This window comes from Couchioplanes caeruleus (genome assembly GCF_023499255.1).
Classification (GTDB): domain Bacteria; phylum Actinomycetota; class Actinomycetes; order Mycobacteriales; family Micromonosporaceae; genus Actinoplanes; species Actinoplanes caeruleus_A.
This window is the reverse complement of sequence record NZ_CP092183.1, coordinates 8,316,762-8,343,187: the sequence shown is the minus strand read 5'-3', so window position 1 is coordinate 8,343,187 and position 26,426 is coordinate 8,316,762. Positions and strand designations below refer to the sequence as shown.

At 71.2% G+C, this 26,426-nt stretch carries 24 protein-coding genes; 17 read left to right on the top strand and 7 right to left on the bottom strand.

Annotated features, from left to right (window positions below; all coding sequences use genetic code 11):
• Nucleotides 1–10: 10 nt before the first annotated feature.
• Nucleotides 11–940, top strand: a complete 930-nt coding sequence (locus COUCH_RS38385; protein WP_249610011.1) for a DUF1963 domain-containing protein — start codon at nt 11–13, stop codon at nt 938–940.
• Between the two features lie 13 nt (nt 941–953).
• On the opposite strand, the gene COUCH_RS38380 is transcribed toward COUCH_RS38385, so the two are convergent.
• Entirely contained in the window at nt 954–1,580 is a 627-nt protein-coding gene (locus COUCH_RS38380) for a dihydrofolate reductase family protein (protein ID WP_430640861.1), read from the bottom strand.
• A gap of 146 nt (nt 1,581–1,726) precedes the next feature.
• Between COUCH_RS38380 and COUCH_RS38375 the strand changes: the two genes are divergently transcribed.
• Nucleotides 1,727–2,920 (top strand): serine hydrolase domain-containing protein, encoded by a 1,194-nt coding sequence (locus COUCH_RS38375; RefSeq protein ID WP_249610009.1) that lies wholly within the window; start codon nt 1,727–1,729, stop codon nt 2,918–2,920.
• Nucleotides 2,921–2,923: 3 nt separating this feature from the next.
• Here COUCH_RS38375 and COUCH_RS38370 read toward each other — a convergent pair whose 3' ends face one another.
• Nucleotides 2,924–4,936, bottom strand: a complete 2,013-nt coding sequence (locus tag COUCH_RS38370; protein ID WP_249610008.1) for a SpoIIE family protein phosphatase — start codon at nt 4,934–4,936, stop codon at nt 2,924–2,926.
• Between the two features lie 110 nt (nt 4,937–5,046).
• On the opposite strand from COUCH_RS38370, the gene COUCH_RS38365 reads away from it, so the two are divergent.
• Together COUCH_RS38365 and COUCH_RS38360 are read left to right on the top strand one after the other, a co-directional pair.
• Nucleotides 5,047–9,450 carry a hybrid sensor histidine kinase/response regulator gene (locus tag COUCH_RS38365; RefSeq protein ID WP_249610007.1) on the top strand — a complete coding sequence of 1,468 codons (4,404 nt, stop codon included), beginning with the start codon at nt 5,047–5,049 and terminating at the stop codon, nt 9,448–9,450.
• Nucleotides 9,443–9,991 (top strand): response regulator, encoded by a 549-nt coding sequence (locus COUCH_RS38360; RefSeq protein ID WP_249610006.1) that lies wholly within the window; start codon nt 9,443–9,445, stop codon nt 9,989–9,991. Before COUCH_RS38365 ends, COUCH_RS38360 begins: the two co-directional genes overlap by 8 nt.
• 2 nt (nt 9,992–9,993) lie before the next feature.
• On the opposite strand, the gene COUCH_RS38355 is transcribed toward COUCH_RS38360, so the two are convergent.
• Entirely contained in the window at nt 9,994–11,154 is a 1,161-nt protein-coding gene (locus COUCH_RS38355; protein WP_249610005.1) for an FAD-dependent oxidoreductase, read from the bottom strand.
• A 64-nt stretch (nt 11,155–11,218) separates the two neighbouring features.
• Here COUCH_RS38355 and COUCH_RS38350 point away from each other — a divergent pair, with 64 nt between their 5' ends.
• A complete protein-coding gene (locus tag COUCH_RS38350) occupies nt 11,219–11,674 on the top strand; it encodes a MarR family winged helix-turn-helix transcriptional regulator (RefSeq protein WP_249610004.1) in 456 nt (151 codons plus the stop codon).
• A gap of 9 nt (nt 11,675–11,683) precedes the next feature.
• Here the strand turns inward: COUCH_RS38350 and COUCH_RS38345 are convergent, their stop codons facing one another.
• Nucleotides 11,684–12,016 (bottom strand): STAS domain-containing protein, encoded by a 333-nt coding sequence (locus tag COUCH_RS38345; RefSeq protein ID WP_249610003.1) that lies wholly within the window; start codon nt 12,014–12,016, stop codon nt 11,684–11,686.
• Nucleotides 12,017–12,139: 123 nt separating this feature from the next.
• Here COUCH_RS38345 and hemL point away from each other — a divergent pair, with 123 nt between their 5' ends.
• The 6 genes from hemL to ccsB are packed head-to-tail and all read left to right on the top strand — an operon-like array spanning nt 12,140 to nt 18,052.
• The gene (hemL, locus tag COUCH_RS38340) at nt 12,140–13,483 is read left to right on the top strand and encodes a glutamate-1-semialdehyde 2,1-aminomutase (RefSeq protein WP_249610002.1); all 1,344 of its coding nucleotides are present in this window, start codon (nt 12,140–12,142) and stop codon (nt 13,481–13,483) included.
• Nucleotides 13,480–14,136 (top strand): histidine phosphatase family protein, encoded by a 657-nt coding sequence (locus COUCH_RS38335; RefSeq protein WP_249610001.1) that lies wholly within the window; start codon nt 13,480–13,482, stop codon nt 14,134–14,136. The genes hemL and COUCH_RS38335 overlap by 4 nt, the downstream gene beginning before the upstream one ends.
• Before the next feature lies 1 nt (nt 14,137).
• Nucleotides 14,138–14,695, top strand: a complete 558-nt coding sequence (locus COUCH_RS38330; RefSeq protein WP_249610000.1) for a TlpA family protein disulfide reductase — start codon at nt 14,138–14,140, stop codon at nt 14,693–14,695.
• Complete coding sequence (locus COUCH_RS38325; RefSeq protein WP_249609999.1) at nt 14,695–15,462, top strand: cytochrome c biogenesis CcdA family protein; 768 nt, start codon at nt 14,695–14,697, stop codon at nt 15,460–15,462. The genes COUCH_RS38330 and COUCH_RS38325 overlap by 1 nt, the downstream gene beginning before the upstream one ends.
• Nucleotides 15,459–17,069, top strand: a complete 1,611-nt coding sequence (gene resB, locus COUCH_RS38320) for a cytochrome c biogenesis protein ResB (RefSeq protein ID WP_249609998.1) — start codon at nt 15,459–15,461, stop codon at nt 17,067–17,069. Before COUCH_RS38325 ends, resB begins: the two co-directional genes overlap by 4 nt.
• A complete protein-coding gene (ccsB, locus tag COUCH_RS38315; protein WP_249609997.1) occupies nt 17,069–18,052 on the top strand; it encodes a c-type cytochrome biogenesis protein CcsB in 984 nt (327 codons plus the stop codon). Before resB ends, ccsB begins: the two co-directional genes overlap by 1 nt.
• A 9-nt stretch (nt 18,053–18,061) precedes the next feature.
• On the opposite strand, the gene COUCH_RS38310 is transcribed toward ccsB, so the two are convergent.
• Nucleotides 18,062–18,916, bottom strand: coding sequence for a helix-turn-helix domain-containing protein (locus COUCH_RS38310; protein WP_249609996.1), 855 nt, complete (start codon nt 18,914–18,916; stop codon nt 18,062–18,064).
• A 102-nt stretch (nt 18,917–19,018) separates the two neighbouring features.
• Between COUCH_RS38310 and COUCH_RS38305 the strand changes: the two genes are divergently transcribed.
• Complete coding sequence (locus COUCH_RS38305; RefSeq protein WP_249609995.1) at nt 19,019–19,888, top strand: aldo/keto reductase family oxidoreductase; 870 nt, start codon at nt 19,019–19,021, stop codon at nt 19,886–19,888.
• Here the strand turns inward: COUCH_RS38305 and COUCH_RS38300 are convergent.
• The gene (locus tag COUCH_RS38300; protein ID WP_249609994.1) at nt 19,885–20,742 is read right to left on the bottom strand and encodes a hypothetical protein; all 858 of its coding nucleotides are present in this window, start codon (nt 20,740–20,742) and stop codon (nt 19,885–19,887) included. The genes COUCH_RS38305 and COUCH_RS38300 overlap by 4 nt on opposite strands.
• 93 nt (nt 20,743–20,835) lie before the next feature.
• Here COUCH_RS38300 and COUCH_RS38295 point away from each other — a divergent pair, with 93 nt between their 5' ends.
• The 3 genes from COUCH_RS38295 (at nt 20,836) to COUCH_RS38285 (ending at nt 24,358) form a co-directional block, all read left to right on the top strand.
• Nucleotides 20,836–22,296 carry a menaquinone biosynthesis decarboxylase gene (locus COUCH_RS38295; protein WP_249609993.1) on the top strand — a complete coding sequence of 487 codons (1,461 nt, stop codon included), beginning with the start codon at nt 20,836–20,838 and terminating at the stop codon, nt 22,294–22,296.
• Nucleotides 22,293–23,189, top strand: coding sequence for a menaquinone biosynthesis prenyltransferase MqnP (gene mqnP / locus COUCH_RS38290; RefSeq protein WP_249609992.1), 897 nt, complete (start codon nt 22,293–22,295; stop codon nt 23,187–23,189). Before COUCH_RS38295 ends, mqnP begins: the two co-directional genes overlap by 4 nt.
• Before the next feature lie 509 nt (nt 23,190–23,698).
• Complete coding sequence (locus COUCH_RS38285; RefSeq protein WP_249609991.1) at nt 23,699–24,358, top strand: UbiX family flavin prenyltransferase; 660 nt, start codon at nt 23,699–23,701, stop codon at nt 24,356–24,358.
• Here COUCH_RS38285 and COUCH_RS38280 read toward each other — a convergent pair.
• Nucleotides 24,331–24,606 carry a BldC family transcriptional regulator gene (locus COUCH_RS38280; RefSeq protein WP_071803604.1) on the bottom strand — a complete coding sequence of 92 codons (276 nt, stop codon included), beginning with the start codon at nt 24,604–24,606 and terminating at the stop codon, nt 24,331–24,333. The two genes, COUCH_RS38285 and COUCH_RS38280, sit on opposite strands and share 28 nt — an antisense overlap.
• 222 nt (nt 24,607–24,828) lie before the next feature.
• Here COUCH_RS38280 and COUCH_RS38275 point away from each other — a divergent pair, with 222 nt between their 5' ends.
• Together COUCH_RS38275 and COUCH_RS38270 are read left to right on the top strand one after the other, a co-directional pair.
• Nucleotides 24,829–25,290 carry an Lrp/AsnC family transcriptional regulator gene (locus COUCH_RS38275; protein ID WP_199512292.1) on the top strand — a complete coding sequence of 154 codons (462 nt, stop codon included), beginning with the start codon at nt 24,829–24,831 and terminating at the stop codon, nt 25,288–25,290.
• Nucleotides 25,245–26,426 (top strand): PLP-dependent cysteine synthase family protein, encoded by a 1,182-nt coding sequence (locus COUCH_RS38270; RefSeq protein ID WP_275980050.1) that lies wholly within the window; start codon nt 25,245–25,247, stop codon nt 26,424–26,426. The genes COUCH_RS38275 and COUCH_RS38270 overlap by 46 nt, the downstream gene beginning before the upstream one ends.

The following is a 26,426-nucleotide window of genomic DNA, read 5'->3' as shown; positions in this document are numbered from 1 at the left end:
ATCACCGGCCATGAACCACCGAGAGCGATTCCTCCGTGCGGCGGCCGAGCTGGGTGTCCCGGCGGACGAGGCCACCGCGTTCGCCGGATTCCTGCGCTTCGCCATCTGGACCAGCCCGCACTACACCGGTCCCGTCGTCGGGCAGAGGGGCGGGTTGCCGCGGCTGCCCGCGGACATGCCGTGGCCCTCCTCGGGATCGCTTCCGTTGCCGTTCATCGCCTCCTTCGACTGCGCGGCGCTTCCCCGCGTGGACGACCTGCCGCTGCCGGCCGACGGCTCGTTGCTCCTCTTCCTGGACCACGACATGGCTCTGGAAGAACGCGAGGAGAACGACAACGACAGCGAGATGGAGTACGCGCGGGTGGTGTACGTGCCGGTCGGCACACCAACCGTGACGGCGCCGGAGCCCGATCACTCCGGGCAGCCGTTCTACAACACGACGCTCTCCTTCATCGGGGACGAGCGCCCACTGATCGCCGAGGTCAACGCGGAGTTGCCCAGCTGGCTCCGGCGCGCGGACATGGCGACGCCGACCGCTCCCGGGTCCGACGACCACCTGGGGCTCCGGTTGCCGCACCGGGAGGAACTCCGCGTTCTCGCCGGGAAGCTGTGGCCGGAGAGCAACGGCGCCTCCGTCCGCCTCGGCGGGTACACCGGCGGGATCGGCGCACTCGCGACCGATCACATGTACGCCACTCCGGAGACCGAGATGGCCGAGAAGAACCTGGAGGCCCGGAAACGCGCTGGTGAACTCGTCATCCGGCCGGGCGAGCGGGATGCGTACCTGGAGAGGGAGACCCTCCGGGTGATGCGTGAATGGCTACCGCTGGCCCAGTTCGTGCCGGACGAGGTCCACCGCGGGCGTTTCCTCATCCGCCGTGACCATCTCGCCGCCGGACGGTTCGACGAGGCGCTGTCCTTCACCGCGTTCACCGAGTGACCCGGGCGACCGGTCAGGTGTGGGCGGGTGAGCGGCGCAGGACGTCGGCGGCCATGTGGCGGCCGAGGTCGGCGAGCACGCCCACCGCGTACGTCAGGTAGGCGAACTGGCCCATCTGGGCGACGTTCGTCAGCGCCAGCTGCTGGGAGGAGAGCCGGCGCGGCAGGACCGGCGTACCCGCGCCCAGCATCACCGGCGCGACCGCGAGGATGACCTCGTCGAGCAGGCCCGCGTCCGCGAACTCGGCCGCCAGGTCGCCGCCGCCGGCCAGCCACACGTTGCGGCCCTGCGCGGCGACTGTCATCGCCTCGTGGACCCGGCGTACGTCGCCGCTGACCATGAAGATGTTGGCGTCCGGGACCAGCGGCAGCTCCCGGTGGGTGAACACCCAGCAGGGGATGTCGCCGTACATGTCGTGCCAGTTCTGCGGCTCGTCGACCACGTTGTCGTTCTTGAGGACCCACTCGTACGTGGTGGCACCCATCGCGAACGCGCCGATGTTGGCGAAGAACGCGCCGAAGGGGTTGTCGGTGCCCTCGTCGACCTCGAACAGCCACTCGAGGGAGTCGTCCAGGTCGGCGGTGAAGCCGTCGATGCTGGTCGCCGTGTAGTACTGAGTCTTCGCCACGACAAACACCATGCCACGACGCAGCCGACAAAAAGGTCGGATCGGTCAGGCTGGTAGTGCCTGCTGTACCCGCGCCGGGCACTTGGCTGGATCGTGGTCATACCCCGCTTCTCGAAGGATGGACGGTGTTCAGCCATCCGGCTCATCGAGGAGCGAACATGTCGCACACAGCCGTACCCACCCGCCGCCGTACGTTCACGATCGCGGGGGGTGCCCTGGCCGCCCTGACCGCCGGCGCCGCCCTCGCCGCGCCATCGGCGTTCGCCGGTCCCGCCGAGGCTCCGCACCGGGTCCGCGACGACGCGGTGCAGCAGCGGATCGACCGGCTGGTCAGCGAGGACGGTTTCCCCGGCGTGCTCGCTTCGGTACGCGGCACCGACGGTCACGTCCGCGACTACACCGCCGGCGTCGGCGACCTCACGAACCACCGCCCGGTTCCGCGCGACGCCCACGTCCGCATCGGCAGCAACACGAAGACGTTCACCGCCGTGGTCGCGATGCAGCTCGTCGGCGAGGGCCGCATCGACCTGAACGCCACCGTGGAGCACTACCTGCCCGGCGTGGTGCACGGCAAGGGGAACGACGGCAGCAGGATCACCGTGCATCAGCTGCTGCAGCAGACGAGCGGCCTGCCCGACTACGACGACGTGATCTTCACCAAGCCGGAGGACCTGGTCGGCAAGAGCCACTCCTACTTCGAGCCGCGCCGGCTGGTGGACGCCGCCCTCACCCAGCCGCCCCACTTCGCGCCCGGCACGAAGTGGGAGTACAGCAACACGAACTACATCCTCGCCGGGCTGATCGTCGAGCGGGTCACCGAGCGCCCGATCGGAGAGGAGATCACCCGCCGGATCATCGAGCCGCTGGGGCTGCGGGACACGTACTGGCCGGGCGTGGGGGAGCAGAGCCTGCGCGGCCGGCACCCGCAGGGCTACGTCGCCACCGCGCCGGGCGCGCCGTGGGTCGACGTCACCCGGATGGACCCGTCGCTGGGCTGGTCGGCCGGCCAGCTGGTGTCCAGCCCCGGTGACCTGCGCGCGTTCTTCGAGGCGCTGATCGGCGGCAAGCTGCTCAAGCCCGCGCAGCAGGCCGCCATGACGAAGACCGTCCCGGCGCCCGGCTTCGAGCCGACCGGCGACTGGCAGTACGGCCTCGGCGTCGCCCGGCACCCCCTGCCCTGCGGCGGGTACGCCTGGGGCCACGGCGGCGACATCCAGGGCTTCGAGACGCGCAACCTGGTCACGACCGACGGTCGCAGCGCCGTGGTCGCGGTGACCGGGCTGCCCACCGGCGAGAAGATGCTCACCCACGTCACGGACACCGTGGACGCCGCCCTCTGCGCCAAGCCGTAAAGGTCAGGCGTCGTTACGCAGGACGAGAATCGCGATGTCGTCGCGCGGCTCCTCGACGGAGAAGTTGATCGTCGTCGACCGGAGCCGCGCGGCCATCACGTCGGCCGGATAACCGGCCAGCGGGGTCGCCGCCTGCCGCAGCCGGTCCGTGCCGAACAGCTCGCGGCCGCGGCGGCGTTCGGTCACGCCGTCGGTGTAGAAGATCAGCGAGTCGCCGGGGCCGAGGGTGACGGCGACATCCGGCGACGAGATGCTCTCCAGCAGGCCCAGGGCCGTGCCCCCCTCGCCGACGAACGCGGTTCGGCCGTCGGCATGCACGAGCACCGCGCGGTCGTGGCCGGCCAGATGCAGGCAGACGCGCAGGTCGGTGCCGTCGCGGGTGACCGAGGCCATCGCCAGCGTGCAGTAGCGTCCGCCGCCGCGCTGGACCAGCGTGCGGTTGACCCGGCAGAGGATCTCGGTCATCGGCTTGCCGTCGTCGACCAGGATGCGGATCACGTCGCGGACCAGCCCCGTCACGGTGGCGGCCTGGACGCCCTTGCCGGAGACGTCGCCGACCACCACGACCCAGCCGTCCCCGGTCGGGACCACGTCGTAGAAGTCGCCGCCCACCTCGGAGCCGGTGGGTACGTACTCCGCGGCGAAGCCCACGCCGTCGACGTGCGGCAGGGCCGGCGGCAGCAGCGAGGCCTGCAGGGTCCGGGCGACCTTGTGCCGCTCGTCGTGGATGCGGGCGTTGTCGATCGCCAGTGCGGCGCGGCGGGCCACGTCCTCCAGGACCGCGACCTCGTCCACGTCGTGCCGGTGCCGCACGTGGCGGCCCACGGCCAGGGTGCCGAGCCGCTGGCCCCGGGCGACCAGGGGCACCGCGAAGCCCTCGGACGGCGTACCGAACATGACCTGCTGGCCGAGCCGGGACGCCTCCTCCAGCCGGGCCAGGATCGAATCGGGGCCGGTCTCCGACAGCGTGCCGTAGAGCTGGGACACCGCCGACTCGTCGGCGTGGGTGGCCGCCGCCAGCTGCAGCCGGCCCCACGAGTCGGTGGTGTGCACCGCGCACCACTGGCCCAGCCGCGGCACCACCAGCTGCGGGATCAGCGCCATGGTCAGGTTCACGTCGAGGGACTGGGCGAGCAGCTCGCTGGCCTCGGCGAGGAACGTCAGCCACGTCTGCCGCCGCAGGTCGGTACGCCGCAGCCGGTCGTTCTCCAGGTGCAGCGACAGCCGTTCGGCGACCAGCGTGGCCAGGGGGAGCGCGTAGCCCTCCGGGGAGGCGTCCAGCTCCAGCTCACCCGCGTACGGCCGCTGCACGGACAGCGGCACCCGGATCGTGGCCGCGTTGTCGCGCGGGGGCCGGCCGTGCCGGGCGAGCAGCTGGCGCCCGCCGCCGTCGCCACGGTCCAGCCGCAGGACCCCGCCCGTGGCTCCGGTCAGCCGCGCCAGGCGGGCGATCAGGTCGGCGGCGAATTCGGCCAGCGTCTCCTCGGTGGGCCGCTCGGCGTCGCTCTGCAGCAGCGCGGTCAGCTCGCCGACGGTCGGGGCGGCGTCACCCTCCAGCACGGGCAGCACGGCGGGGGAGGCGGTGGCCGGCCGGCTCTCGAGCCGGAACCAGACGCCCTTGCCGGTGCCCTCGTGCACCGTGCCCCAGCGGCTCGCGAAGTGGTCGACCAGCAGCAGCCCGCGACCACGCTCCGCTACCTCGCCGATCTCCGTCTTGTCGTTGCGGGGGCCGACCGCGAGCTCCTCGACCGGGCCCGGTGCGAAGTCGGTGACCGTGACGGTCAGCCCGCCCGGGTCGGCGGCGACCTCCATGTCGAGCTCGGTGCCGGCGTGCACCACGGCGTTCGTGGACAGCTCGGTGGTCAGCAGCAACGCCTCGTTGATCAGCTCGTCCAGGCCGGTCTCCTCCAGCACCGAGCGGACGAGCGCGCGGGCGGCGGCGGGCGTACGCCGGTCGTTGGGCAGCCGGACACGGCGCACCAGAGCGCCCGTCGTGCGTCCCGTCTCCACCGACACGAGTGCATCCTCTCCTGCCGACCGGTGGTTGCACAAAGCCACATCTCGCAATGACCCGGCCGGGCGAGGGATGATGGGACGCCCTGCCCTGGACAGCGAGTGAGGACAGCATGACGACGGCGAAAGAGGCCGGCCCCGGCGTGGCCGAGGAGACCGTGCTGCTCGGCGAGCTGGCGGAGGCGCTGCGCCGGGTGCGAAACGGTGACCTGAAGGTCCGCCTGGCGCGCCGGAGCGGCTCGTTCGGCGAGCTCGTGGACGCGTTCAACGAGGTGGTGACGCTGCAGGAGCGGCAGAACCTGGACGTACGGCGGATCAGCCGTACGGTCGGCCGTGAGGGCCGGCTCACCGAGCGCCTCGACGACGAGGGACTGGACGGGGCGTGGTCCGACAGCGTGCGCTCGGTCAACTCCCTGATCGACGACCTCGCGCGGCCGACCACCGAGATCTCCCGGGTCATCGTCGCGGTGGCCGAGGGCGACCTCTCCCAGCACATGGCGCTGGAGATGGACGGGCGCCCGCTGCGCGGTGAGTTCCTGCGCATCGGCCGCACGGTCAACACGATGGTGGACCAGCTGTCGTCGTTCGCCAGCGAGGTCACCCGGGTGGCCCGCGAGGTGGGCACCGAGGGCGCGCTGGGCGGTCAGGCCGACGTGCGGGGCGTCGCCGGTACGTGGAAGGACCTCACCGACTCGGTCAACACGATGGCCTCGAACCTGACCCACCAGGTGCGGTCGATCTCGCAGGTGGCCACCGCGATGGCGCGCGGCGACCTGTCGCAGAAGATCACCGTCGGGGCCCGCGGCGAGGTGGCCGAGCTGGCGGACACGATGAACGGCGTGACCGACACCCTGCGTCTCTTCGCCGAGCAGGTCACGCGGGTGGCGCGCGAGGTCGGCACGGAGGGCAAGCTGGGCGGCCAGGCCGACGTGCCCAACGTGGCGGGCACGTGGAAGGACCTCACCGACTCGGTGAACTCGATGGCCTCGAACCTGACGAGCCAGGTGCGCAACATCGCCCAGGTCTCGACCGCGGTGGCCAAGGGTGACCTGTCGCAGAAGATCACGGTGGCTGCCCAGGGCGAGATCCTGGAGCTCAAGGACACCGTGAACACGATGGTGGACCAGCTGTCGTCGTTCGCCGACGAGGTGACGCGGGTGGCCCGCGAGGTGGGCACCGAGGGCCGGCTGGGCGGTCAGGCGCAGGTCCGTGGCGTCTCCGGCACGTGGCGCGACCTGACCGAGAACGTCAACCAGCTCGCCGCGAACCTCACCGACCAGGTCCGCAACATCTCCCAGGTCTCCACCGCGGTGGCCAAGGGTGACCTGTCGCAGAAGATCACGGTCGACGCCCGCGGCGAGATCGCGCAGCTCAAGAACACGATGAACACGATGGTGGACCAGCTGTCGTCGTTCGCCGACGAGGTGACGCGGGTGGCCCGCGAGGTGGGTTCGGAGGGCAAGCTGGGCGGCCAGGCCCAGGTCAAGGGCGTCTCGGGTACGTGGCGGGACCTGACCGACAACGTGAACTACATGGCGTCCAACCTGACGAGCCAGGTGCGCAACATCGCCTCGGTGACGACCGCGGTGGCGAAGGGTGACCTGTCGCAGAAGATCACGGTCGACGCCCGTGGCGAGATCCTCGAGCTGAAGTCGACCGTCAACACGATGGTGGACCAGCTGTCGTCGTTCGCCGACGAGGTCACGCGTGTGGCGCGCGAGGTGGGCACCGAGGGCAAGCTCGGCGGCCAGGCCCAGGTACGCGGCGTCGCCGGCACGTGGCGCGACCTCACCGACAACGTCAACTCGATGGCCTCCAACCTGACCGCGCAGGTCCGCAACATCGCGCAGGTCTCGACCGCGGTCGCACGCGGCGACCTGTCGCAGAAGATCACGGTCGACGCGCAGGGCGAGATCCTGGAGCTGAAGTCGACCGTGAACACGATGGTGGACCAGCTGTCGTCGTTCGCCGACGAGGTGACGCGGGTGGCCCGCGAGGTGGGCTCGGAGGGCAAGCTCGGCGGTCAGGCGCAGGTGCCCGGCGTGGCCGGCACGTGGCGCGACCTCACCGACAACGTCAACTACATGGCGTCCAACCTGACCGCCCAGGTGCGCAACATCGCCTCGGTCACCACCGCGGTGGCCAAGGGCGACCTGTCGCAGAAGATCACGGTCGACGCCCGCGGCGAGATCCTCGAGCTCAAGGACACCGTCAACACGATGGTCGACCAGCTGTCCTCGTTCGCCAACGAGGTCACCCGGGTCGGCCGCGAGGTCGGCATCGAGGGCAAGCTCGGCGGTCAGGCCCAGGTCAAGGGCGTGTCGGGTACGTGGCGTGACCTTACCGACAACGTCAACCAGCTCGCCTCCACGCTGACCACCCAGCTGCGCGCGATCGCCGAGGTGTCCACCGCGGTGACCCGCGGGGACCTGACGCAGAGCATCGCCGTCGAGGCGCAGGGCGAGGTCGCCGAGCTCAAGGACAACATCAACCAGATGATCGTGACCCTGCGCGAGACCACCAAGGCGAACGCCGAGCAGGGCTGGCTGGACTCCAACCTCGCCCGCATCGGCGGCCTGCTGCAGGGCCAGCGCGACCTCGGCGAGGTCTGCCGCATGATCATGACCGAGGTGACGCCGCTGGTGGAGGCCCAGCTCGGCGCCTTCTTCCTGATGGACAACGAGGAAGCGGTCATGCGCCTGCGGCTGGCCGCCTCCTACGGGTACGTCGCCCGTACCAACGAGGTCACGTTCGGGCCCGGTGAGGGGCTGGTCGGGCAGGCGGCGGTCTCGCGGCGCACGATCCGGGTGCGCGCCACCCACGACGGCGTCCTGACCATGCGGTCCGGCCTGATGGCGATGCCGCCCAACGACCTCGTCGTGCTGCCGGTGCTGTTCGAGGGCGAGATGCTCGGCGTGATCGAGTTCGCGTCGGTCGCCGCGTTCTCCGGGCTGCACCTGACGTTCCTCGAGCGGCTGGTGGCCACCATCGGCATCGCGCTCAACACCATTCAGGCCAACCGGCGTACGGAGGAACTGCTCGCCCAGTCGCAGCGGCTGGCCCGGGAGATGCAGGACCAGTCGGCGGAGCTGCAGCGTACGAACGCCGAGCTGGAGGACAAGGCACAGCTGCTCAGCGAGCAGAAGGGCAACATCGAGGTCAAGAACCGCGAGATCGAGCTGGCGCGCCTCGGCCTGGAGGAGAAGGCGCAGCAGCTGTCGCGGGCGTCGGCGTACAAGACGGAGTTCCTGGCCAACATGAGCCACGAGTTGCGGACCCCGCTCAACTCGCTGTTGCTGCTGGCGCGCCTGCTCGCGGAGAACCCGGAGAAGAACCTCAGCGAGAAGCAGATCGAGTTCGCCCGTACGATCCACAGCGCCGGCTCGGACCTGCTCTCGCTGATCGACGACATCCTCGACCTCAGCAAGATCGAGGCGGGGCGCATGGACGTCGAGCCCGACCAGGTCGACTTCGAGGAGATCCGGTCGTACGTCGAGCAGGCGTTCACCCCGCAGGCCGAGGACAAGGGCCTCGACTTCCGGGTCGACGTGTCGCCCGACCTGCCGGACTCGATCGTCACGGACACCCAGCGCCTGCAGCAGATCCTGCGCAACCTGCTGTCGAACGCGGTCAAGTTCACCGACCGCGGCTCGGTCACGCTGAGCATCTTCCCCGTGGCCCCGGGCACCGACTTCGACCTGCCGTCGCTGACGTCGGCGGAGCTGGTGGTGGCGTTCGCGGTCAGCGACACCGGCATCGGCATCTCCGACGAGAAGCTGAACCTCATCTTCGAGGCGTTCCAGCAGGCCGACGGCACGACCAGCCGCAAGTACGGTGGCACCGGCCTGGGCCTGTCGATCAGCCGGGAGTTCGCCGCGCTGCTCGGCGGCACGATCGTGGTGTCGTCCGCGCCGGGCGACGGCTCCACCTTCACCCTGTACGTGCCCGACGTGCTCGTCCGCGACACCATCCCGATGCCCGCGCTGCCGCAGGTCGCGGCGGAGAAGAGCGGGCCGCCCCGGGCCTCGTCGATGTCGTCGCTGGACATGCCGTTGCTCGCCCAGCCCGCCGAGTCGGAGCCGCACGCGGTCACCCCCGCCAGCCGGCAACTCGACGGCGCCACCGTGCTGATCATCGACGACGACGTCCGCAACGTCTTCGCGCTGACCAGCGCCCTCGAGATGCACGGGCTGAACGTGCTCTACTCCGACAACGGCGTGGACGGCGTACGGCTGCTCGCCGAGCACCCCGAGGTCGACATCGTGCTGATGGACGCGATGATGCCGGACCAGGACGGGTACGAGACGACCCGGGGGATCCGCCGCAATCAGCGCTTCCGCGACCTACCGGTAGTGTTCCTGACGGCGAAGGCGATGCCCGGTGACCGCGAGTCGGCGCTGGCCGCGGGGGCCAGTGACTACATCACCAAGCCCGTCGACCTGGACCAGCTCATCGAGCTGATGGCTCGCTGGGTGAACGCGTCCGAGACTTCGGGGACGGAGAGTGAGCGTGGCTGAGCGCGCCAAGGCTCTGCTGGTCGACGACCGGCGCGACAACCTGGTCGCGCTGGAGGCGATCCTGCAGGGGCTGCCCGTGCAGGCGGTGGCGGTGGAGAGCGGCGAGGCGGCGCTGAAGCAGCTGCTCGTCGACGACTTCGCCGTGATCCTGCTGGACGCGCAGATGCCGAACATGGACGGCTTCGAGACGGCGAGCCACATCAAGCGCCGCGAGCGGACCCGGCACGTGCCGATCCTCTTCCTCACCGCCGCCGACCGCGACGCCCAGCTCGCCCTGCGCGGGTACGCGGTCGGCGCCGTGGACTACCTCACGAAGCCGTTCGACCCGTGGGTGCTGCGCGCCAAGGTGTCCATCTTCGTCGAGCTGTGGACCAAGACGCAGCAGCTCAAAGCCCAGGCGGAGGCGGCCCGGGAGCGGGACGCGCAGTGGCAGCGGCTCACCGATCTGGTGGACGAGGCGGCCCGCTCGCTGCGCGCCGGCGGTGAGGGAGCGGCCGCCGAGGCGCTGGAAATGCTCGAGAAGGCCCGCTGGGGCACCTGAGTTCAGCGGAACACCCGGTCCCGCACGCTCGGCAGCGCGTTGAGCATGCGCAGGGCCGCCTTGCTCATCGCGAAAGCCGGTCGGTTCGCGATCAGTCCCTGCCGCTGTGCCTGCACGGAGGCGCGCACGGCGGCGAAGCCGTACGCCCGCATCTCCCGCTCGTAAGCGGCGATCGCCGCGACGGGGTCGCCGCCGCCGGTGAGGGTACGGCGTAGCAGGTCGGCGTCGCGCAACGCGGTGTTCGCCCCGATCCCCCGGGACGGCGGCATGCTGTGGATCGCGTCGCCCAGGACGGTCACCCGGCCGGCGGGCCAGGGCGGCACCGGGACCGACGTCTTGATGGTGAAGCCGGAGACCTCCTTCGCCGCGTCGACGAGGTGTCGCAGCCGGGGATGCCAACGGGCGGTGAGCTCCCGCGCGAGACAGTGCAGCCCGTCCGGGGACAGCCCGCCGATGCCGCCGGCCGGCAGGGTCTCGCGCCGGGCGCTGAGGCCCCACACCAGGTAGTCCTCGTGGGTGGCGACGAAAAGGTTGCGTCCGCCCGGCGCCAGCACCAGCCCGGGCCCGTCGGCGAACGCGGACGGCACCAGATCCGCCAGCGGGCCGTCCGGCACCACCCGGCCGCTGATGCCGTCGACGCCGGTGTCGACGCGCTCGGCGTGCGGCAGCAGCTGCGCGCGGGTGGGGGAGTGGGTGCCCTCGGCGCCGATGAGGACCGTGCCGGTGGCGGCCGAGCCGTCGGCGAAGCGGGCGTTCACCTCGTGAGGCTCCTCGAAGCCCACGATCTCCCGGCCGAACCGCACCCGTTCGTCGAGCCCGGACAGCAGGATCCGCCGCAGCCGGTACCGGTTGATCGAGCGGTGCCCGGAGTCGGCGCCGGGCGGCGCGATCTCGGCGGTCAGCAGCTCGCGGAGGCGCTCGTCGACGAACGCGAACGTGCGCGGGGGCCGCCCGCAGGCTGCCTCGTAGTCGGCGACCTGTCGGGACGGCAGGCAGGACCGCAGGGCACGGTCGCCGTCCGGGTCGATGTGGATGCGGTAGCCGGCGGCGAACGCGTCCGGGCTCGCCGCGCGTTCGAAGACCTCGACATCGACGCCGGCCCGGTGCAGGCCGTGCGCGAGGCAGAGCCCGCCGAGGCCCGCGCCGGCGATGAGAACCCGCATGATGGAACCTCCCCGTAAGATTTAGCTAATATTTTTAGCTAAATAGTTTAGGAGAGTCAAGGGCGTGAGCGCGCAGGACGACCTCGGTCGGCAGATGGGTGGCCGCTTCAGCACCGCGGTCGTGCAATTCCACGCGGCGGTGGCGGAGCGGGTCGGCCTCAACGTCTCCGACTACAAGTGCGCGGAGATCATCCGTCGGCTCGGCCCGACCAATCCCGCGCGGCTGGCCGCGGCCACCGGCATGTCCACGGCGGCCACCGCCCAGGTGCTCAACCGGCTCGAGAAGGCGGGCCTCGTCGAGCGCCGGCCCGACCCCGGCGACGGTCGCCGTACGCTCGTCCACCCGGTCGAGCAGGGACCAGCGCAGGAGGAGCTGGGCCGGATCTTCGCCGGCTTCGGCGCCCGGATGGGCGCGGTCATGGAAAGGTACGACGACGAGCAGATGAGCATCCTGCTGGACTTCGTCACCTGCACGACCGAGGTGCTCGAAGCCGAGGCGGCGGCCTTGCGGCGCCGGTGACCGTGCCCGTCAGGCGGTGGAGGAGATCATCAGGGCCGATCGCAGCCCGGTGATGTCCAGCACCCGCATCAGGAAGTCGCCGACGTTGGCGAGGGCCAGGACGGTGCGGGCGTGCTGGGCCTTGCGGCTGAGCACCACCAGCGTGCCGAGGCCCTGCGAGTCGCAGAACGTCACGCCGGCCATGTCGAGCACGATGCGGGCCGGCGGCTCCGGGTCCTGCAGCACTTCGTTCACCATCGCGGACAGCTTCGCCACCGTGAGCACGTCGATCTCACCGGCGAGGTGGAAGACGACCTCGTCGGTGGCGCGCTCAATCGCGATGGACAGCTCCGGTCGCTCCACCCGGCCACCCTATCGCGGGCTGCCGAATGTTGCCTGTTGAGCACGGTTTGGCCCGCGGCCGCGAGGTGACCTGAACAACCCGGTGCGGGGCTGGGCGGACGATCCCCGCGCGACGCTGACAGAATGGGATTCGCCGTGACCACCTCATACCGCGCCGGCACTCCGTACCCGGAGGACGCACCGGCTTCCCAGGCCCTTTTCGACCGCGCCCAGGCCATCGTGCCGGGCGGGGTCAATTCACCCGTGCGTGCGTTCCGGGCCGTCGGCGGCGTGCCGCGGTTCATGGCCCGGGGCGCCGGTCCGTGGATGGTCGACGCCGACGGGCGCCGCTACGTGGACCTGGTCTGCTCGTGGGGTCCGCTGATCCACGGGCAGGCGCATCCGGCGATCATCGCCGCGGTGCAGTCGGCCGCCGCCCACGGCACCAGCTTCGGCACGCCCACCGAGGGCGAGGTCGAGCTGGCCGAGGAGATCGTCCGGCGCACCCCCGTGCAGCAGGTACGCCTGGTCAACTCGGGCACCGAGGCGACGATGACGGCGATCCGGCTGGCCCGCGGCTACACCGGCCGTTCCAAGATCGTGAAGTTCGCCGGCTGCTACCACGGCCACGTCGACGCGCTGCTCGCCGCGGCCGGTTCCGGCGTCGCCACGCTGGGGCTGCCCGATTCGCCCGGCGTCACGGGCGCGGCCGCGAGCGAGACCATCGTGCTGCCGTACAACGACGCGGCCGCGGTCGAGGCGGTCTTCGCCGAGCAGGACGACATCGCCGCGGTCATCACCGAGGCCGCCGCCGGCAACATGGGCGTGGTCGCGCCGCGGGACGGCTTCAACCAGCGGCTGGCCGAGATCGCCCACGCGAACGGCGCGCTGCTGATCGTCGACGAGGTGATGACCGGCTTCCGGGTCTCCGCGGGCGGCTGGGCCGGGCTCGAGCCGGTCGATGCCGACCTGTTCACGTACGGCAAGGTCATGGGTGGCGGCCTGCCCGCCGCGGCGTTCGGCGGCCGCACCGAGATCATGTCGCGCCTCGCGCCGGCCGGCCCGGTCTACCAGGCCGGCACGCTGTCGGGCAATCCGCTCGCCTGCGCGGCCGGCCTGGCCAGCCTGCGCCTGGCGGACGAGGCGGCCTACAAGCGCCTCGACGAGGTGTCGGCCACCGTGGGCGCGCTCGCCTCGGACGCGCTGAACACCGCGGGCGTCGCGCACCGGCTCTCGTACGCGGGCAACATGTTCTCGATCTTCTTCACCGACGCGGACGTCCGCGACTACGACACGGCGAAGACGCAGGACGGCGCGGCGTTCAAGGCGTTCTTCCACGCGATGCTCGCGCGCGGGGTCTACCTGCCGCCCAGCGCGTTCGAGTCGTGGTTCGTGTCGACCGCCCTGGACGACGACGCCCTGGAGACCATCGGTGCGGCGCTGCCGGCTGCGGCCCGCGCCGCCGCGGCAGCGGGGAGCACCTCATGAGCGAACCGACCCGGACCACCGTGCACGTGCTGCGGCACGGCGAGGTGCACAACCCCGGCAAGATCCTGTACGGCCGCCTGCCCGACTTCCACCTCTCCGAGCTGGGCCGGCAGATGGCGAAGGCGGCGGCGGAGCACCTCGCGGACCGCGACGTGACGTACGTGGTGGCCAGCCCGCTGGAGCGCGCGCAGGAGACCGCCGAGCCGTTCGCCGAGCAGTTCGAGCTCGAGACCGCGACGGACACCCGGCTGATCGAGAGCGCCAACTTCTTCGAGGGCAAGAAGGTGTCGGTGGGCGACGGCGCCTTCAGCAACCCGCGCAACTGGTGGGTGCTGCGTGACCCGATCACGCCGAGCTGGGGCGAGGCGTACCTGGTGATCGCCCAGCGGATGTTCGCCGCGGTCCAGGCCGCCCGGGTCGCCGCGGAGGGTCACGAGGCGGTCTGCGTCTCGCACCAGCTTCCGATCTGGACACTGCGCCGGTACGTCGAGAAGAAGCGCCTCTGGCACGACCCTCGCAAGCGGCAGTGCGGGCTGGCGAGCCTCACCTCGTTCCGCTTCGAGGGTTCGAAGGTGGTCGGCATCGACTACGCCGAGCCCGCCGCCGCGCTGGTCGCGATGTCGCCCGGCGCCAGGACCGCCAAGGGGGCTTGACGTGCGCCGGCTCGCCGCTGTCGTTCTCACCGCCGCTGTCGCGGCCGGTGCCCTGACCGGGTGCGGCAGCGAGAGCTGGGAGAAGAAGTGCACGACGAACGCGGACAACGTCATCGAGTGCACGCCTGACCAGCGCCCGCAGGCCCGCGAGGTGACCGGCGAGCTGCTCGACGGCGGCACGTACGACGTCGCGCAGGACCGCGGCAAGGTCGTGGTGGTCAACTTCTGGGGCTCGTGGTGCAACCCGTGCCGGGCCGAGGCGGACGACCTCGAGGGCACGTACCAGGCGACCAAGACGAAGAACGTGGCGTTCATCGGGGTCAACTCGCGCGACGACCGGGACGCCGCGAAGGCCTTCGAGCGCGGGCGGGTCACGTACCCGAGCATCTTCGACCCGAACGGCAGCGTGGCGCTGAAGTTCGACGTCACGCAGGTCAGCACCCCGGCGACGCTGATCCTGGACCGCCAGGGCCGGATCGCCGCCGCCATCCGCGGCGCCACGACGATCGGCGTGCTCAAGCCCGTCGTGGAGCGCATCGCAGCGGAATCGACGGGCTGATGGGCGAATCGTTCGCGAACACGGCCAGCACCGGCCCGCTGATCCTCGCGATCGCGGCCGCGGCGGTGGCCGGCCTGGTCAGCTTCCTCTCGCCGTGCGTGCTGCCGCTGATCCCCGGATACCTCTCCTATGTGACCGGGCTGGCCGGGTCTGACCTGGACGCCACCACGACTCCGGAACGGGCCCGCACCAAGGGCCGCATCCTGGCCGGGACCAGCCTCTTCGTGCTCGGCTTCGCGGTGGTGTTCACGCTGATGGCGACGCTGGTCGCCAACATCGGGATCACTCTGCAGACCCACCGGCAGGCCCTGAACATCGTGCTCGGCGTGCTGGTCATCGTGCTCGGGATCGCCTTCCTCGGCCTGATCCCCGGCCTGCAGCGGGAGATCCGCATCCACAAGCTGCCCAATGCCGGCCTGATCGGCGCTCCCGTGTTCGGCGCGCTCTTCGCGCTGTCCTGGATCCCGTGCGTCGGCCCCACCCTCGGCGCGGTGCTCGGGCTCGCCACGACCGCCGGGGAGACCGACCGGGCGGTGACGCTGGCGCTGGCGTACAGCCTGGGGCTGGGGGTGCCCTTCGTGCTGTTCGGGCTCTTCTTCCGGCGCCTGCTCGGCGTCTTCAAGGCCGTACGCCGCAACAGCCGCTGGGTCACCCGCATCGGCGGCGCGCTGCTCATCGTCGTCGGCGTCACGCTCGTCACCGGCGGCTGGGACAGCTTCCTCATCTGGCTGCAGACGACGTTCACCTTCGACGGGACGCTGCTGTGACCGTCGTGGAGGAACGTCCCGCACCCCCGGCCTCGCCGCCGCCGCGCCGGTCCAACCGCGCGTGGGCGCTGCTGCGCAACTCGTGGCGGCAGCTGACGAGCATGCGTACGGCGCTCGTGCTGCTGTTCCTGCTCGCCGTCGCCGCGATCCCCGGGTCGGTGCTGCCGCAGCGCGCCCTCAACGCCGAGAAGGTCAGCGGCTACTTCCAGGCCCATCCGAAGCTCGCCCCGGTCCTCGACCGCCTCGGCGGCTTCGAGGTGTACGCGTCCCCCTGGTTCGCCGCCATCTACCTGCTGCTGTTCACGTCGCTGATCGGCTGCGTGGTGCCGCGGCTCGTGGACCACGTCCGCGCGCTGCGCACCGTACCCCCGGATGCTCCGCGCCGGCTGGAACGCCTGCCGCAGCATGCCGCCGGTGCGGAACGGTCCGATGATCCGGCCGCCGCTGCGGCCGCTGCGGCCGCGGCGCTGCGCAAGCGCCGTTTTCGCACGATCGTGCGCGAGGGCGACGGCGGCGCGTGGACGGTGTCGGCGGAGAAGGGCTACCTCAAGGAGAGCGGCAACCTGCTCTTCCACCTCGCGCTGCTCGCGGTGCTGGTCGGCGTGGGCTTCGGGCACTGGTACGGCTGGCACGGCAACCGCCTCCTCGTGCAGGGCGCGGACCAGGGCTTCTGCAACTCCGTCACGCAGTACGACGAGTCCTCGCTCGGCCCCCGGATCGACGCCTCCGACCTGCCGTTCTTCTGCCTGCGGCTGACCGACTTCCAGGCGGCGTTCCAGCCCACCGGGCAGCCGAAGAACTTCGAGGCCACGGTGGACGTGCAGTCGGAGCAGGACGGGCCGTGGCGGCAGGAACGGTTCACGGTCAACGACCCGCTGCGGCTGCCGCAGGCCAACGTGCACCTGATCGGCCACGGCTACGCGGTGATCCTGCGCTACACCGACAGGTACGGCGCCCAGCAGACGAAGATCCTGCCGTTCCTGCCCCGCGACGGGATGTTCACCAGCGAGGGCGTCGCGCAGTTCCCGGACGTCAACATCGACCCGAAGACCAACAAGCGCGACGAGAACCTGCAGGTCGGCTTCGAGGGCGTGTACCTGCCCACGGTCGACCCCAAGGGCGGCCCGACCTCGGTGTTCCCCGCCGAGAACGATCCGACGCTGTTCCTGACGGCGTACCGGGGCAACCTGGGCGTCGACGCGGGCCTGCCCGGCTCGGTGTACGCGCTGGACCGCGGCCAGATCGCGACCGGCAGGCTCAAGCAGGTCAGCGGCGCCCGCCCGCAGCGGCTCACCCCGGGCCAGACGTGGAAGCTCGACGACGGTACGAAGCTCGAGTTCCTGGGTACCCGGCCGTTCGCCACGCTGTCGGTGCGCTACGACCCCACCCAGCCGCTCGTGCTCGGCGGCGCGGTGCTGGGGCTGCTCGGTCTGATGCTGTCGCTGGGCGGGCACCGGCGGCGGCTGTGGTTCCGGATCACGCCCCGCGAGGGGTCCGGTAGCGTGGTGGAGGCCGGTGGGCTGCCCCGCACCGACTACCCGGGCTTCGACGAGGAGTTCCAGCAGGTCGTGGGCGCCGCACGCGGCGATGAGGGAGGGACGCCCTGATGGCGGAGTTGTCCAACCAGTTGATGGCTGTCACGGTGCTGGCGTACCTGGCCGCGATGGTCTGCTACGCGGCCGAGTACGCGTTCGGCGACCGCAGCCACATCGGCCGCGCCGCCACCCGGCCCGCCCGCCAGCTCGTCGGCGCCGGCGCGCCGGTGCCGCCCGCCGACGCCGCGGCCGAGCCGGCCGCGCCCGCGGAGGCTCCCCGCCGGGACCGCGGCGAGCTGCTCGGACGCATCGGCGTCGGGCTGAACTGGCTCGCCTTCGCCCTGCACCTCGGCACGGTCGTGACCCGCGGCCTCGCGGCGCACCGCATGCCGTGGGGCAACATGTACGAGTTCGTCCTCGCCGTGACGCTGGTCGGCTCCGCGGTCTGGCTGGGTGTGCTCACCCGCCGCCCCGCGGTCCGCCACCTCGGCCTGTTCGCCGCGCTGGCGCTCGTGGTGCTGCTCGGCGCTGCCGGCCTGATCGCGTACACCCCGGTCGGTCCGCTGGTCCCGGCGCTCAACTCGTACTGGTACATGATCCACGTCACCACGATCATCATCGCCAGCGGCATCCTGCTGATCGGCGCGGTCCCGGCCGCCATGTTCCTCGTCCGCACCGGCCACGACGAGGGCAAGCGCTCGTTCCCGTACACGCTCGGCGCCAAGGTCCCGGCGGCGGTCACGCTGGAACGCCTCACGTTCCGCCTGCACGCCTTCGCCTTCCCGCTCTTCACGTTCGGCGCGCTGATCGCCGGGCCGCTGTGGGCGGAAGCCTCCTGGGGCCGCTACTGGGGCTGGGACCCCAAGGAGGTGTGGGCCTTCATCTCCTGGGTCGTCTACGCCTGCTACCTGCACGCCCGCGCCACCCCGAGCGTCAAGCGCACGACGGCGACCTGGATCGCCCTGCTCGGCTTCGCGACGATGCTGATGAACCTGTTCGGCGTGAACCTCTTCTTCGAGGGGCTGCACTCGTACGCCAACGCCGGCGGCATGTAACAACCGATCTCAGGCCTCCGCCACGACACCGACCTCCCGGGTCGGTGGGGTGGCGGTGAGCGAGGTGAGCAGCGCCAGGCGTTCGGCGTCCTCGGTGCCCGGCTCGGGGTGGTAGACCACCAGCACCATCCCATCGGTGCCGTCCACGTCCAGCTTCGACATGCCCAGCGAGAGCTCCCCGACCAGCGGGTGCTTCATCCGGACCGGCTGACCGCGCATCGGGCGGACGTCGTGGCGGGCCCATTCCTGGCGGAACACGTCGCTGGCCAGGGAGAGCTCGCCCACGAGCTGCACGGCCCGCGGGTCGTCCGCGTCCGAGCCGAGCCGCCGGCGGAACGCGGCCACGCATTCCCGTACGGTGGCCGCCCAGTCCACGTGCAACGCCTGTTCGGCCGGGTCGAGGAAGAGTGACCGGAGCCGGTTCTCGCCGACCCGTACGTTGGGGGTCAGCGCGGTCGCGGCCGGGTTGGCGGCGAGCACGGTGAAGTACTTGTCCGCGACGAACGCCGGCAGGCCGATCGTGGCCAGCAGCTGGGCGGTCGGCGCCGGCACGGTCTGCCGCCGGGGCCGGCGGGCTCGGGTCCGGGGGCGGGGCGCCACCAGCTGCAGCAGGTACGCGAGGGCGGTGTCGTCCAGCCGCAGCACCCGGGCCAGCGCCTCGAGCACCTGCACCGACGGGTTGCGGTCGCGGCCCTGCTCGAGCCGCAGGTAGTACTCGGCGCTGATCCCGGCAAGCATGGCGACCTCTTCGCGGCGCAGGCCGGCCACCCGGCGCATCCCGCGGACGGGCAGGCCGACGTCCTCGGGCGTCACCAGCTTGCGGCGCGCCCGGAGATAGTCCCCGAGCCGGTTGTCGTCCTGCACCCGTCCCACGGTAGCCGCGGCCGGCGGCGGGTTCCTGTCCCTGTCACTACCAGTATCGGCGGGGATCTGGGCGGCCCGGCGGGAGCCGTGGAGGGTGGCGGCATGACTACTTCCCCTTCCCTTCCCGGCGGCGCCTGGACGATGGGAGACCTGACCGTCACCCGGTTCGGGTACGGCGCCATGCAGCTCGCCGGCCCGGGGGTCATGGGACCGCCCGCCGACCACGACGGCGCGCTCGCCGTCCTGCGCGAGGCCGTCGAGCTCGGCATCACCCACATCGACACCAGCGACGCGTACGGGCCGCACGTCACGAACCGGCTGATCCGGGAGGCGCTGCACCCGTACCCGGAGTCCCTGCACATCGTCACGAAGGTCGGCGCGGTGCGCGACGCTCAGGGCGGCTGGCCCCCGGCCCGGACGCCGGAGGACGTACGCCGGGCCGTCCGCGACAACCTCGAGGCCCTGGGCGTGGACGCGCTCGACCTCGTCAACCTGCGGCTGGGCGACGCGACGGGACCGCTGCCGGGCCCGCTCGCGGAACCGTTCGAGGCGCTGGCCGACCTGCAGCGGCAGGGACTGATCCGGCACCTCGGGGTGAGCAACGCCACGGTGGAGCAGGTCGCGGAGGCGCAGGCCATCGCGCCGATCGTCTGCGTGCAGAACCTCTACAACCTCGCGTACCGCCAGGACGACGAGCTGATCGACCGGCTCGCCGCGGAGCGCATCGCGTACGTGCCGTTCTTCCCGCTCGGCGGCTTCAGCCCGCTGCAGTCCGCCGCGCTCTCGGCCGTGGCCGCGCGGCTGGACGCCTCACCGATGTCCGTCGCGCTGGCGTGGCTGATGCAGCGGTCACCGAACATCCTGCTGATCCCGGGCACCTCGAAGGTGGCCCACCTGCGGGAGAACGTCGCGGGCGCGGGCCTCGTGCTGTCCGGCGACGACCTCGCCGAGCTGGACAGGATCGGGCGCTAGCAGTCGCCGGCGGTCCAGGTGTCGTAGTGGGTGATCCAGTCGAGGCAGAAGCCGCCCGTACGCTCCCGGGCGACGTCGCCGGTCAGCGTGTCGACGTCCTCGCGCCAGTATCGGGCCGGACCACGGTCGGCGGGACGCAGCTGCACGTTGTCCACGGTCACCGGCGGAACCTTGAGGCGGGCGGGCCGGCCGGAGTCGACGTGCACCTCCACGTACTGCTCGACGTACGCGCTGGAGCCGATCGGCAGTTTCTGGGCGGTGAGCAGGTTCCAGCGGTTGTTCCACCACAGCCACGCCTGCCACACGTTGTCGGAGTCCGTGTGGATGTCCAGCCACACCCGGTCGCCCGCCCGCAGCTGGTACTGGTCGTAGAACTGCCAGGCGTTCGTGTTGGTGTTGAACGTGTAGATGCGCTGCCGCGCCTGGCCCGCCCAGCCGGTCTCGGCCCAGCCCGCCTCCAGCCAGGCGATGCGGCCGTTGCCCATGTCCCGCTTGACCATGAAACGGCTCGCGACGAAGTCGTACGTGTTGCGCCGTACCGCGCTGTCGACGACCGAGAGCCGGCCGAAGACGCCGCTCCACTCGTTGCCCGTGCCGGCGCCCAGGTGGTGGTAGCCGCTCGGGGTGTTGCGGACCGCGTCCATCCGTACGCCGGACTCCAGCACCCGTGCCACGGCCCGGCACGCCTTCGGGGCCGAGTTCCCCGCCGGGCGGGTCGGCGCCTTGGTGGACGCCCGGCCGGGCTTGCACTCGGGGAGCCGGTGGCTGGGCTGGGAGGCCGCGGGCGCCGCGACCGCCAGCGCGCCGGCCAGACCGGCCAGCGCGCACCACCGTGCCACGAACCGGAACCTCACGCCGTCCACCCCGTCCCCCGAGCCGTACGCAAACCGAACCGCAGACTCCAACGCCGGAGGAGATCATCCGGTGACGGGTGACAGACTGGAGGCATGGCTGCGAAGGGCTTCCCGTACCACGACCTGCAGAGCTTCATCACGGCCCTGGAGAAGGCCGGCGAGCTGCGCCGGGTGCGCGTACCGGTCGATCCGACCCTGGAGATCAGCGAGATCGTGACCCGGACCGTCCGGGCCGGCGGCCCGGCCCTGCTCTTCGAGCGACCGACCCGCGGCGAGATGCCGGTCGTCGTCAACCTGTTCGGTACGGAGAAGCGCATGGCGATGGCCCTCGGCGTGGATTCCCTGGACGAGGTGGGCGACCGCATCGGTGAGCTCATCAAGCCGGAGCTGCCGGTGGGCTGGTCGGGCATCCGCGAGGGCCTGGGCAAGGTGCTGCAGCTCAAGTCCGTGCCGCCGCGCAAGGTGAAGTCGGCGCCCTGCCAGGAGGTCGTGCTCAAGGGCGACGAGGTGGACCTGGACCGGCTGCCCGGCCTGCAGGTGTGGCCCGGCGACGGCGGCATCTTCCACAACTTCGGGCTGACCCACACCAAGCACCCGGAGACCGGCAAGCGCAACCTCGGCCTCTACCGGCTGCAGCAGCACTCGAAGAACACGCTGGGCATGCACTGGCAGATCCACAAGGACTCGACCGCCCACCACGCGGTCGCCGAGCGGCGCGGCGAACGGCTGCCCGTGGCGGTCGCGATCGGCTGTGACCCGGTCGTCAGCTACGCGGCCAGCGCGCCCCTGCCCGGCGACATCGACGAGTACATGTTCGCGGGCTTCCTGCGCGGCGAGCGCGTCGAGATGGTCGACTGCCTGACCGTGCCGCTGCAGGTGCCGGCGCAGGCCCAGATCATCCTCGAGGGCTACCTCGAGCCGGGGGAGCGCGCGCCGGAGGGACCGTTCGGCGACCACACCGGCTTCTACACGCCGGTCGAGCCGTTCCCGGTGCTGCACATCGAGTGCATGACGATGCGCAAGCAGCCCGTCTACCACTCGATCATCACCTCGAAGCCGCCGCAGGAGGACCACGGGCTCGGCAAGGCCACCGAGCGGATCTTCCTGCCGCTGCTGCGGATGCTGATCCCGGACATCGTCGACTACGACATGCCGGCCGCCGGGGTGTTCCACAACTGCGTCATCGTCTCGATCCGCAAGCGCTACCCGAAGCACGCCCAGAAGATCATGAACGCGATCTGGGGCGCGCACCTGATGTCGCTGTCGAAGCTGATCGTCGTCGTGGACGAGGACTGCGACGTGCACGACTACCACGAGGTCGCGTTCCGGGCGTTCGGCAACGTCGACTACGACCGCGATCTGCTCGTCACCCAGGGCCCGGTGGACCACCTCGACCACGCCTCCTACCAGCAGTTCTGGGGCGGCAAGGCGGGCCTCGACGCGACCCGTAAGCTGCCCGCCGAGGGCTACACCCGCGGCTGGCCGGAGGAGATGACCATGTCGGGCGAGGTCACCGCCCTCGTGGACAAGCGCTGGAAGGAATACGGCATATGACGGCGGTGGCCCCCGCGCCGGAGCAACCCGGCAAGGTCAAGGCGTTCCTGCGGCTGGTGGCCATCGAGCACTCGGTCTTCGCGCTGCCGTTCGCGTACCTGTCGGCCGCCGTCGCGATGGACCGCGAGGGCACCGGCGTGCACTGGCTCGACCTGCTGCTGGTCACCGTCGCGATGGTCGCCGGCCGGACGTTCGCCATGGCGGCCAACCGCATCCTCGACCGGCGGATCGACGCGCAGAACCCCCGGACGCAGAACCGCGAGCTGGTCACCGGCGCGGTGAGCGTACGGACGGCGTGGACCGGAGCTGTCGTCTCGCTGGCGGTGCTCTTCCTCGCCGCGGGGCTGCTCAACCCGCTGTGCCTGCTGCTGTCACCACTGGCCGTGATTCCGCTGGTCGTCTACCCGTACGCGAAGCGCTTCACGAACTTCCCCCACTACGTCCTCGCGCTGGCGCAGGCGGTGGCCCCGGTCGGCGCGTGGCTGGCGATCACCGGGACGTTCGCGGGCTCGGGGCCGGCCTGGCTCCTCGGCGTCGCGGTGGGTCTCTGGATCGGCGGCTTCGACATCATCTACGCCTGCCAGGACGTCGAGGTGGACCGGCGGATCGGCGTGCACTCCACCCCGGCACGCTTCGGGGTCCGCACGGCCCTGCACATCTCCACCGTGACGCACATCGTGACGTTCGCGCTCTTCGTCTGGTTCGGCGAGGTCGTGGGGCTGGGCTGGCTCTGGTGGATCGGGCTCGCGCTGACCGCGGCGGCGTTCGCGTACCAGCACATCGTGGTCACGCCGACCGACCTGTCCAAGGTCAACCGGGCGTTCTTCACGGCCAACGGCTTCGTCGGGATCGCGCTGTTCCTCTTCGCGCTCCTCGACCTGGTGCTCTTATGACCTCTGAGGTCCGACGCAGCGCCGGGACCGTTGCGCTCGTGTCTGGTTGACCGGAGGCGCAGGATCGTGTAGGTTTTCTCGCTGTCTGTGGCTCAGACGATGGTTGCGGTGGAGCGCGCGAGTGCTCCAGACGTCGGAGTGCACTTCTGCTCCGCCGGGCAAGGCCAGGGGTTTCTGCACCCCCACCGTAATCATCGTCAAGAAGGGGTTCACAGATGACAACCGAGCAGATGCACTTCCTCAACACGCTGATCTTCATGATCCTCGTACTGGCGCTCCTGGAGTTCGGTCGACGGAAGCTTTGACGAGCCAAGCGTGAAAGGGCGGGTCACACCGCCTTTTTTTATGCCCTTTTTCCGCTCTGTCCGGTTTTGCCGTTCCCGCCCCCCGGCGGCCGCTTGCCGCCATCCTCATCTCTGTGCCGGAGTCTCAGCCACCGGCGCGGATGCACCGACCGCGCCCGAAGCCGGTCCGCCCCCTCCGTCAGGCCGATCAGGCATCCTTGGGGCATGCGCACCCCGTGGATCATCGGCGTCTCAGGAGCCTCCGGCACCCCGTACGCCCGGGCCGTGATCGGCGCGCTGCTCGACGCCGGTGAGGCCGTGGACCTGGTGATCTCGCGGGCCGCGCGGCTGACGCTGCTCGACGAGACCGGGGCGACCGTCCGCGACGCGCACTGGAAGGACGACGTCGGCGCCTGGCTGGGCCGCGACCTCGGCGGCGCGGACCTCGTGTACTGGCCCGCCGGTGATCTCGCGGCGGGACCGAGCAGCGGCTCGTACCCGGCCCGTGGCATGGCCGTCGTCCCCGCGAGCACCGCCGCGTGTGCGGGCATCGCCATCGGCCTGTCCAAGGACCTGCTGCAGCGCGCCGCCGAGGTCAACCTCAAGGAGCGCCGCCGTACGGTCGTCGTGCCGCGCGAGACCCCGGTGACCCGCAGCCACCTCGAGCACCTGATCGCGTTGCACGACGCCGGGGCGGTCGTGCTGCCCGCCTCGCCCGGCTTCTACGGCGCGGGGGCGGATGCCACCGCGCAGCAGCTGGTCGACTTCGTGGCGGGCAAGGTGCTGGACGCGCTCGGCGTGCCCCACGACCTGTTCACGAGGTGGCGGGGCGAGCTGGGCGGTGCCGCCAAAGCGGCTCAGCGCAACCCGTTGGGCGGGCCGTAGCCAGCCCCGGGATTCGACGGTCCGGCGTTTCGCGGCCGGTTCGCCGCGTCGTCCTCGCGCATCTCCTCGACCACGCCGTCGCCCTCGAGCAGCGCCCGCACCTCCGACTCACGGAATCGGCGGTGTCCACCCGGAGTACGGATGCTGCCGATGCGTCCGGCGGCCGCCCATCGCGTCACGGTTTTGGGGTCGACCCGGAACAGCGCGGCAACCTCCCCGGGCGTCAGCAGTCGGTCTCCAGTGTCCACGGCCCTCTCCCTGCGTCGTTGTGGAGCGCCGGTGGTCACTGTGCGTGTTCGGCGTGCTCGATCGGGACGTACAGCCATTAGAGCATCGGGAAAAACAGCAAGTCGCTGAAATGCGGAAAAAGCCCTGATTGCGACGTTGACCATTATCCTTGTGCGCTCGGGCGCTCCCGGCCCGCTACCGGGCGTGAACCACCCGGACGGGCCGCACTAACCTCTGAAGCCATGGACGCCATCGACCTGCGCCTCATCGACCTGCTGCGCGACAACGCCCGTTCGTCGTACGCCGAGCTCGCCCGCCAGGTGGGCCTGTCCGCCCCGGCCGTGCACGAGCGGGTCGGCAAGCTGGAGGCGGCGGGGACGGTCCGCGGCTACCGGGCCGAGGTCGAGCCCGAGGCGATCGGGCTGGGCGTCACCGCGCTCATCGGCATCATCGAGGACTCCGGCGCCGACACCGACGACGTGCTCGCCGCGCTGCGGGTCATGCCCGAGATCGAGTCCTGCTACTTCATGGCCGGCGTCGAGTCGTACCAGCTGACCGTCCGGGTGGGCACGATCGCGGAGCTCGAGCAGCTGATCGTCCGGATCAACCGCACGCCCGGGGTCGCGTCGACACGGACGGCGATCGCGCTCTCCACGAAATGGGAGAACCGGCCCCAGCCCGGTCGCGACCCGGCGGTAGGTTGATCAGGGTGCATCTCGAGCGCTGTGACCCGGCCCGCCGGCAGTGGATGAGCGACGCCATCTCGCTCGTGGAGGCCGACGCCAACCGCTCGGCCGACACCCACCTGCTGCCGTTCCCGCTCCCGCCGTCCTGGGGCATCGACCTCTACCTCAAGGACGAGTCCTCACACCCCACCGGGTCGCTCAAGCACCGCCTGGCCCGCTCCCTTTTCCTGTACGCCCTCTGCAACGGCTGGATCGGCCCGGACACCCCGGTCGTCGAGGCGTCCTCCGGCTCCACCGCGGTCAGCGAGGCGTACTTCGCCCGGATGCTCGGGCTGGAGTTCATCGCGGTCATGCCGGCGAGCACGTCGCCGGAGAAGATCTCGCTGATCGAGTTCCAGGGCGGCAAATGCCACCTCGTCGACGACCCGACGACCGTGGTGGCGGCCGCCCGTACGCTCGCTGCCGGCCTCGGCGGGCACTTCATGGACCAGTTCACCCATGCCGAGCGGGCCACCGACTGGCGCGGCAACAACAACATCGCCGAGTCGATCTACGCCCAGCTTGGGCTGGAACGGCACCCCGTGCCGGCCTGGATCGTGGTCGGCGCGGGAACCGGCGGCACCAGCGCCACGATCGGCCGGTACGCCCGCTACCGGCGGTTTCCCACGCGGCTGTGCGTCGTCGACCCGGAGGGATCGGCGTTCTGGCCCGCGTACGTGAACCAGGACTGGGAGGTCTGCACCGGCCGCGGCTCGCGCATCGAGGGCATCGGCCGGCCCCGGGTGGAGCCGTCGTTCCAGCCCGCGGTCGTGGACCGCATGATCCCGGTGCCGGACGCCGCGTCGCTGGCGGCCATGCGGGCCGGTTCGGCCGTGCTGGGGCGCCGGGTCGGCGGATCCACGGGTACGAACCTGTGGGGCGCTTTCGCGCTGATAGCCGAGATGCGCGAGGCGGGCCGCACGGGCTCGGTGGTGACGCTCATCTGCGACGGCGGCGAGCGGTACGCCGACACGTACTACTCCGACCGGTGGGTCGCAGCGCAGGGCCTGTCCCTGGACGCGCCGCTGGCCTGCATCGATGCGTTCCTGGCCGGCGGGCCGTGGCGTCCGCCGCGGGAAGGGGGCGACGCGGGGGCGTCCGACCTGCAAGGATGA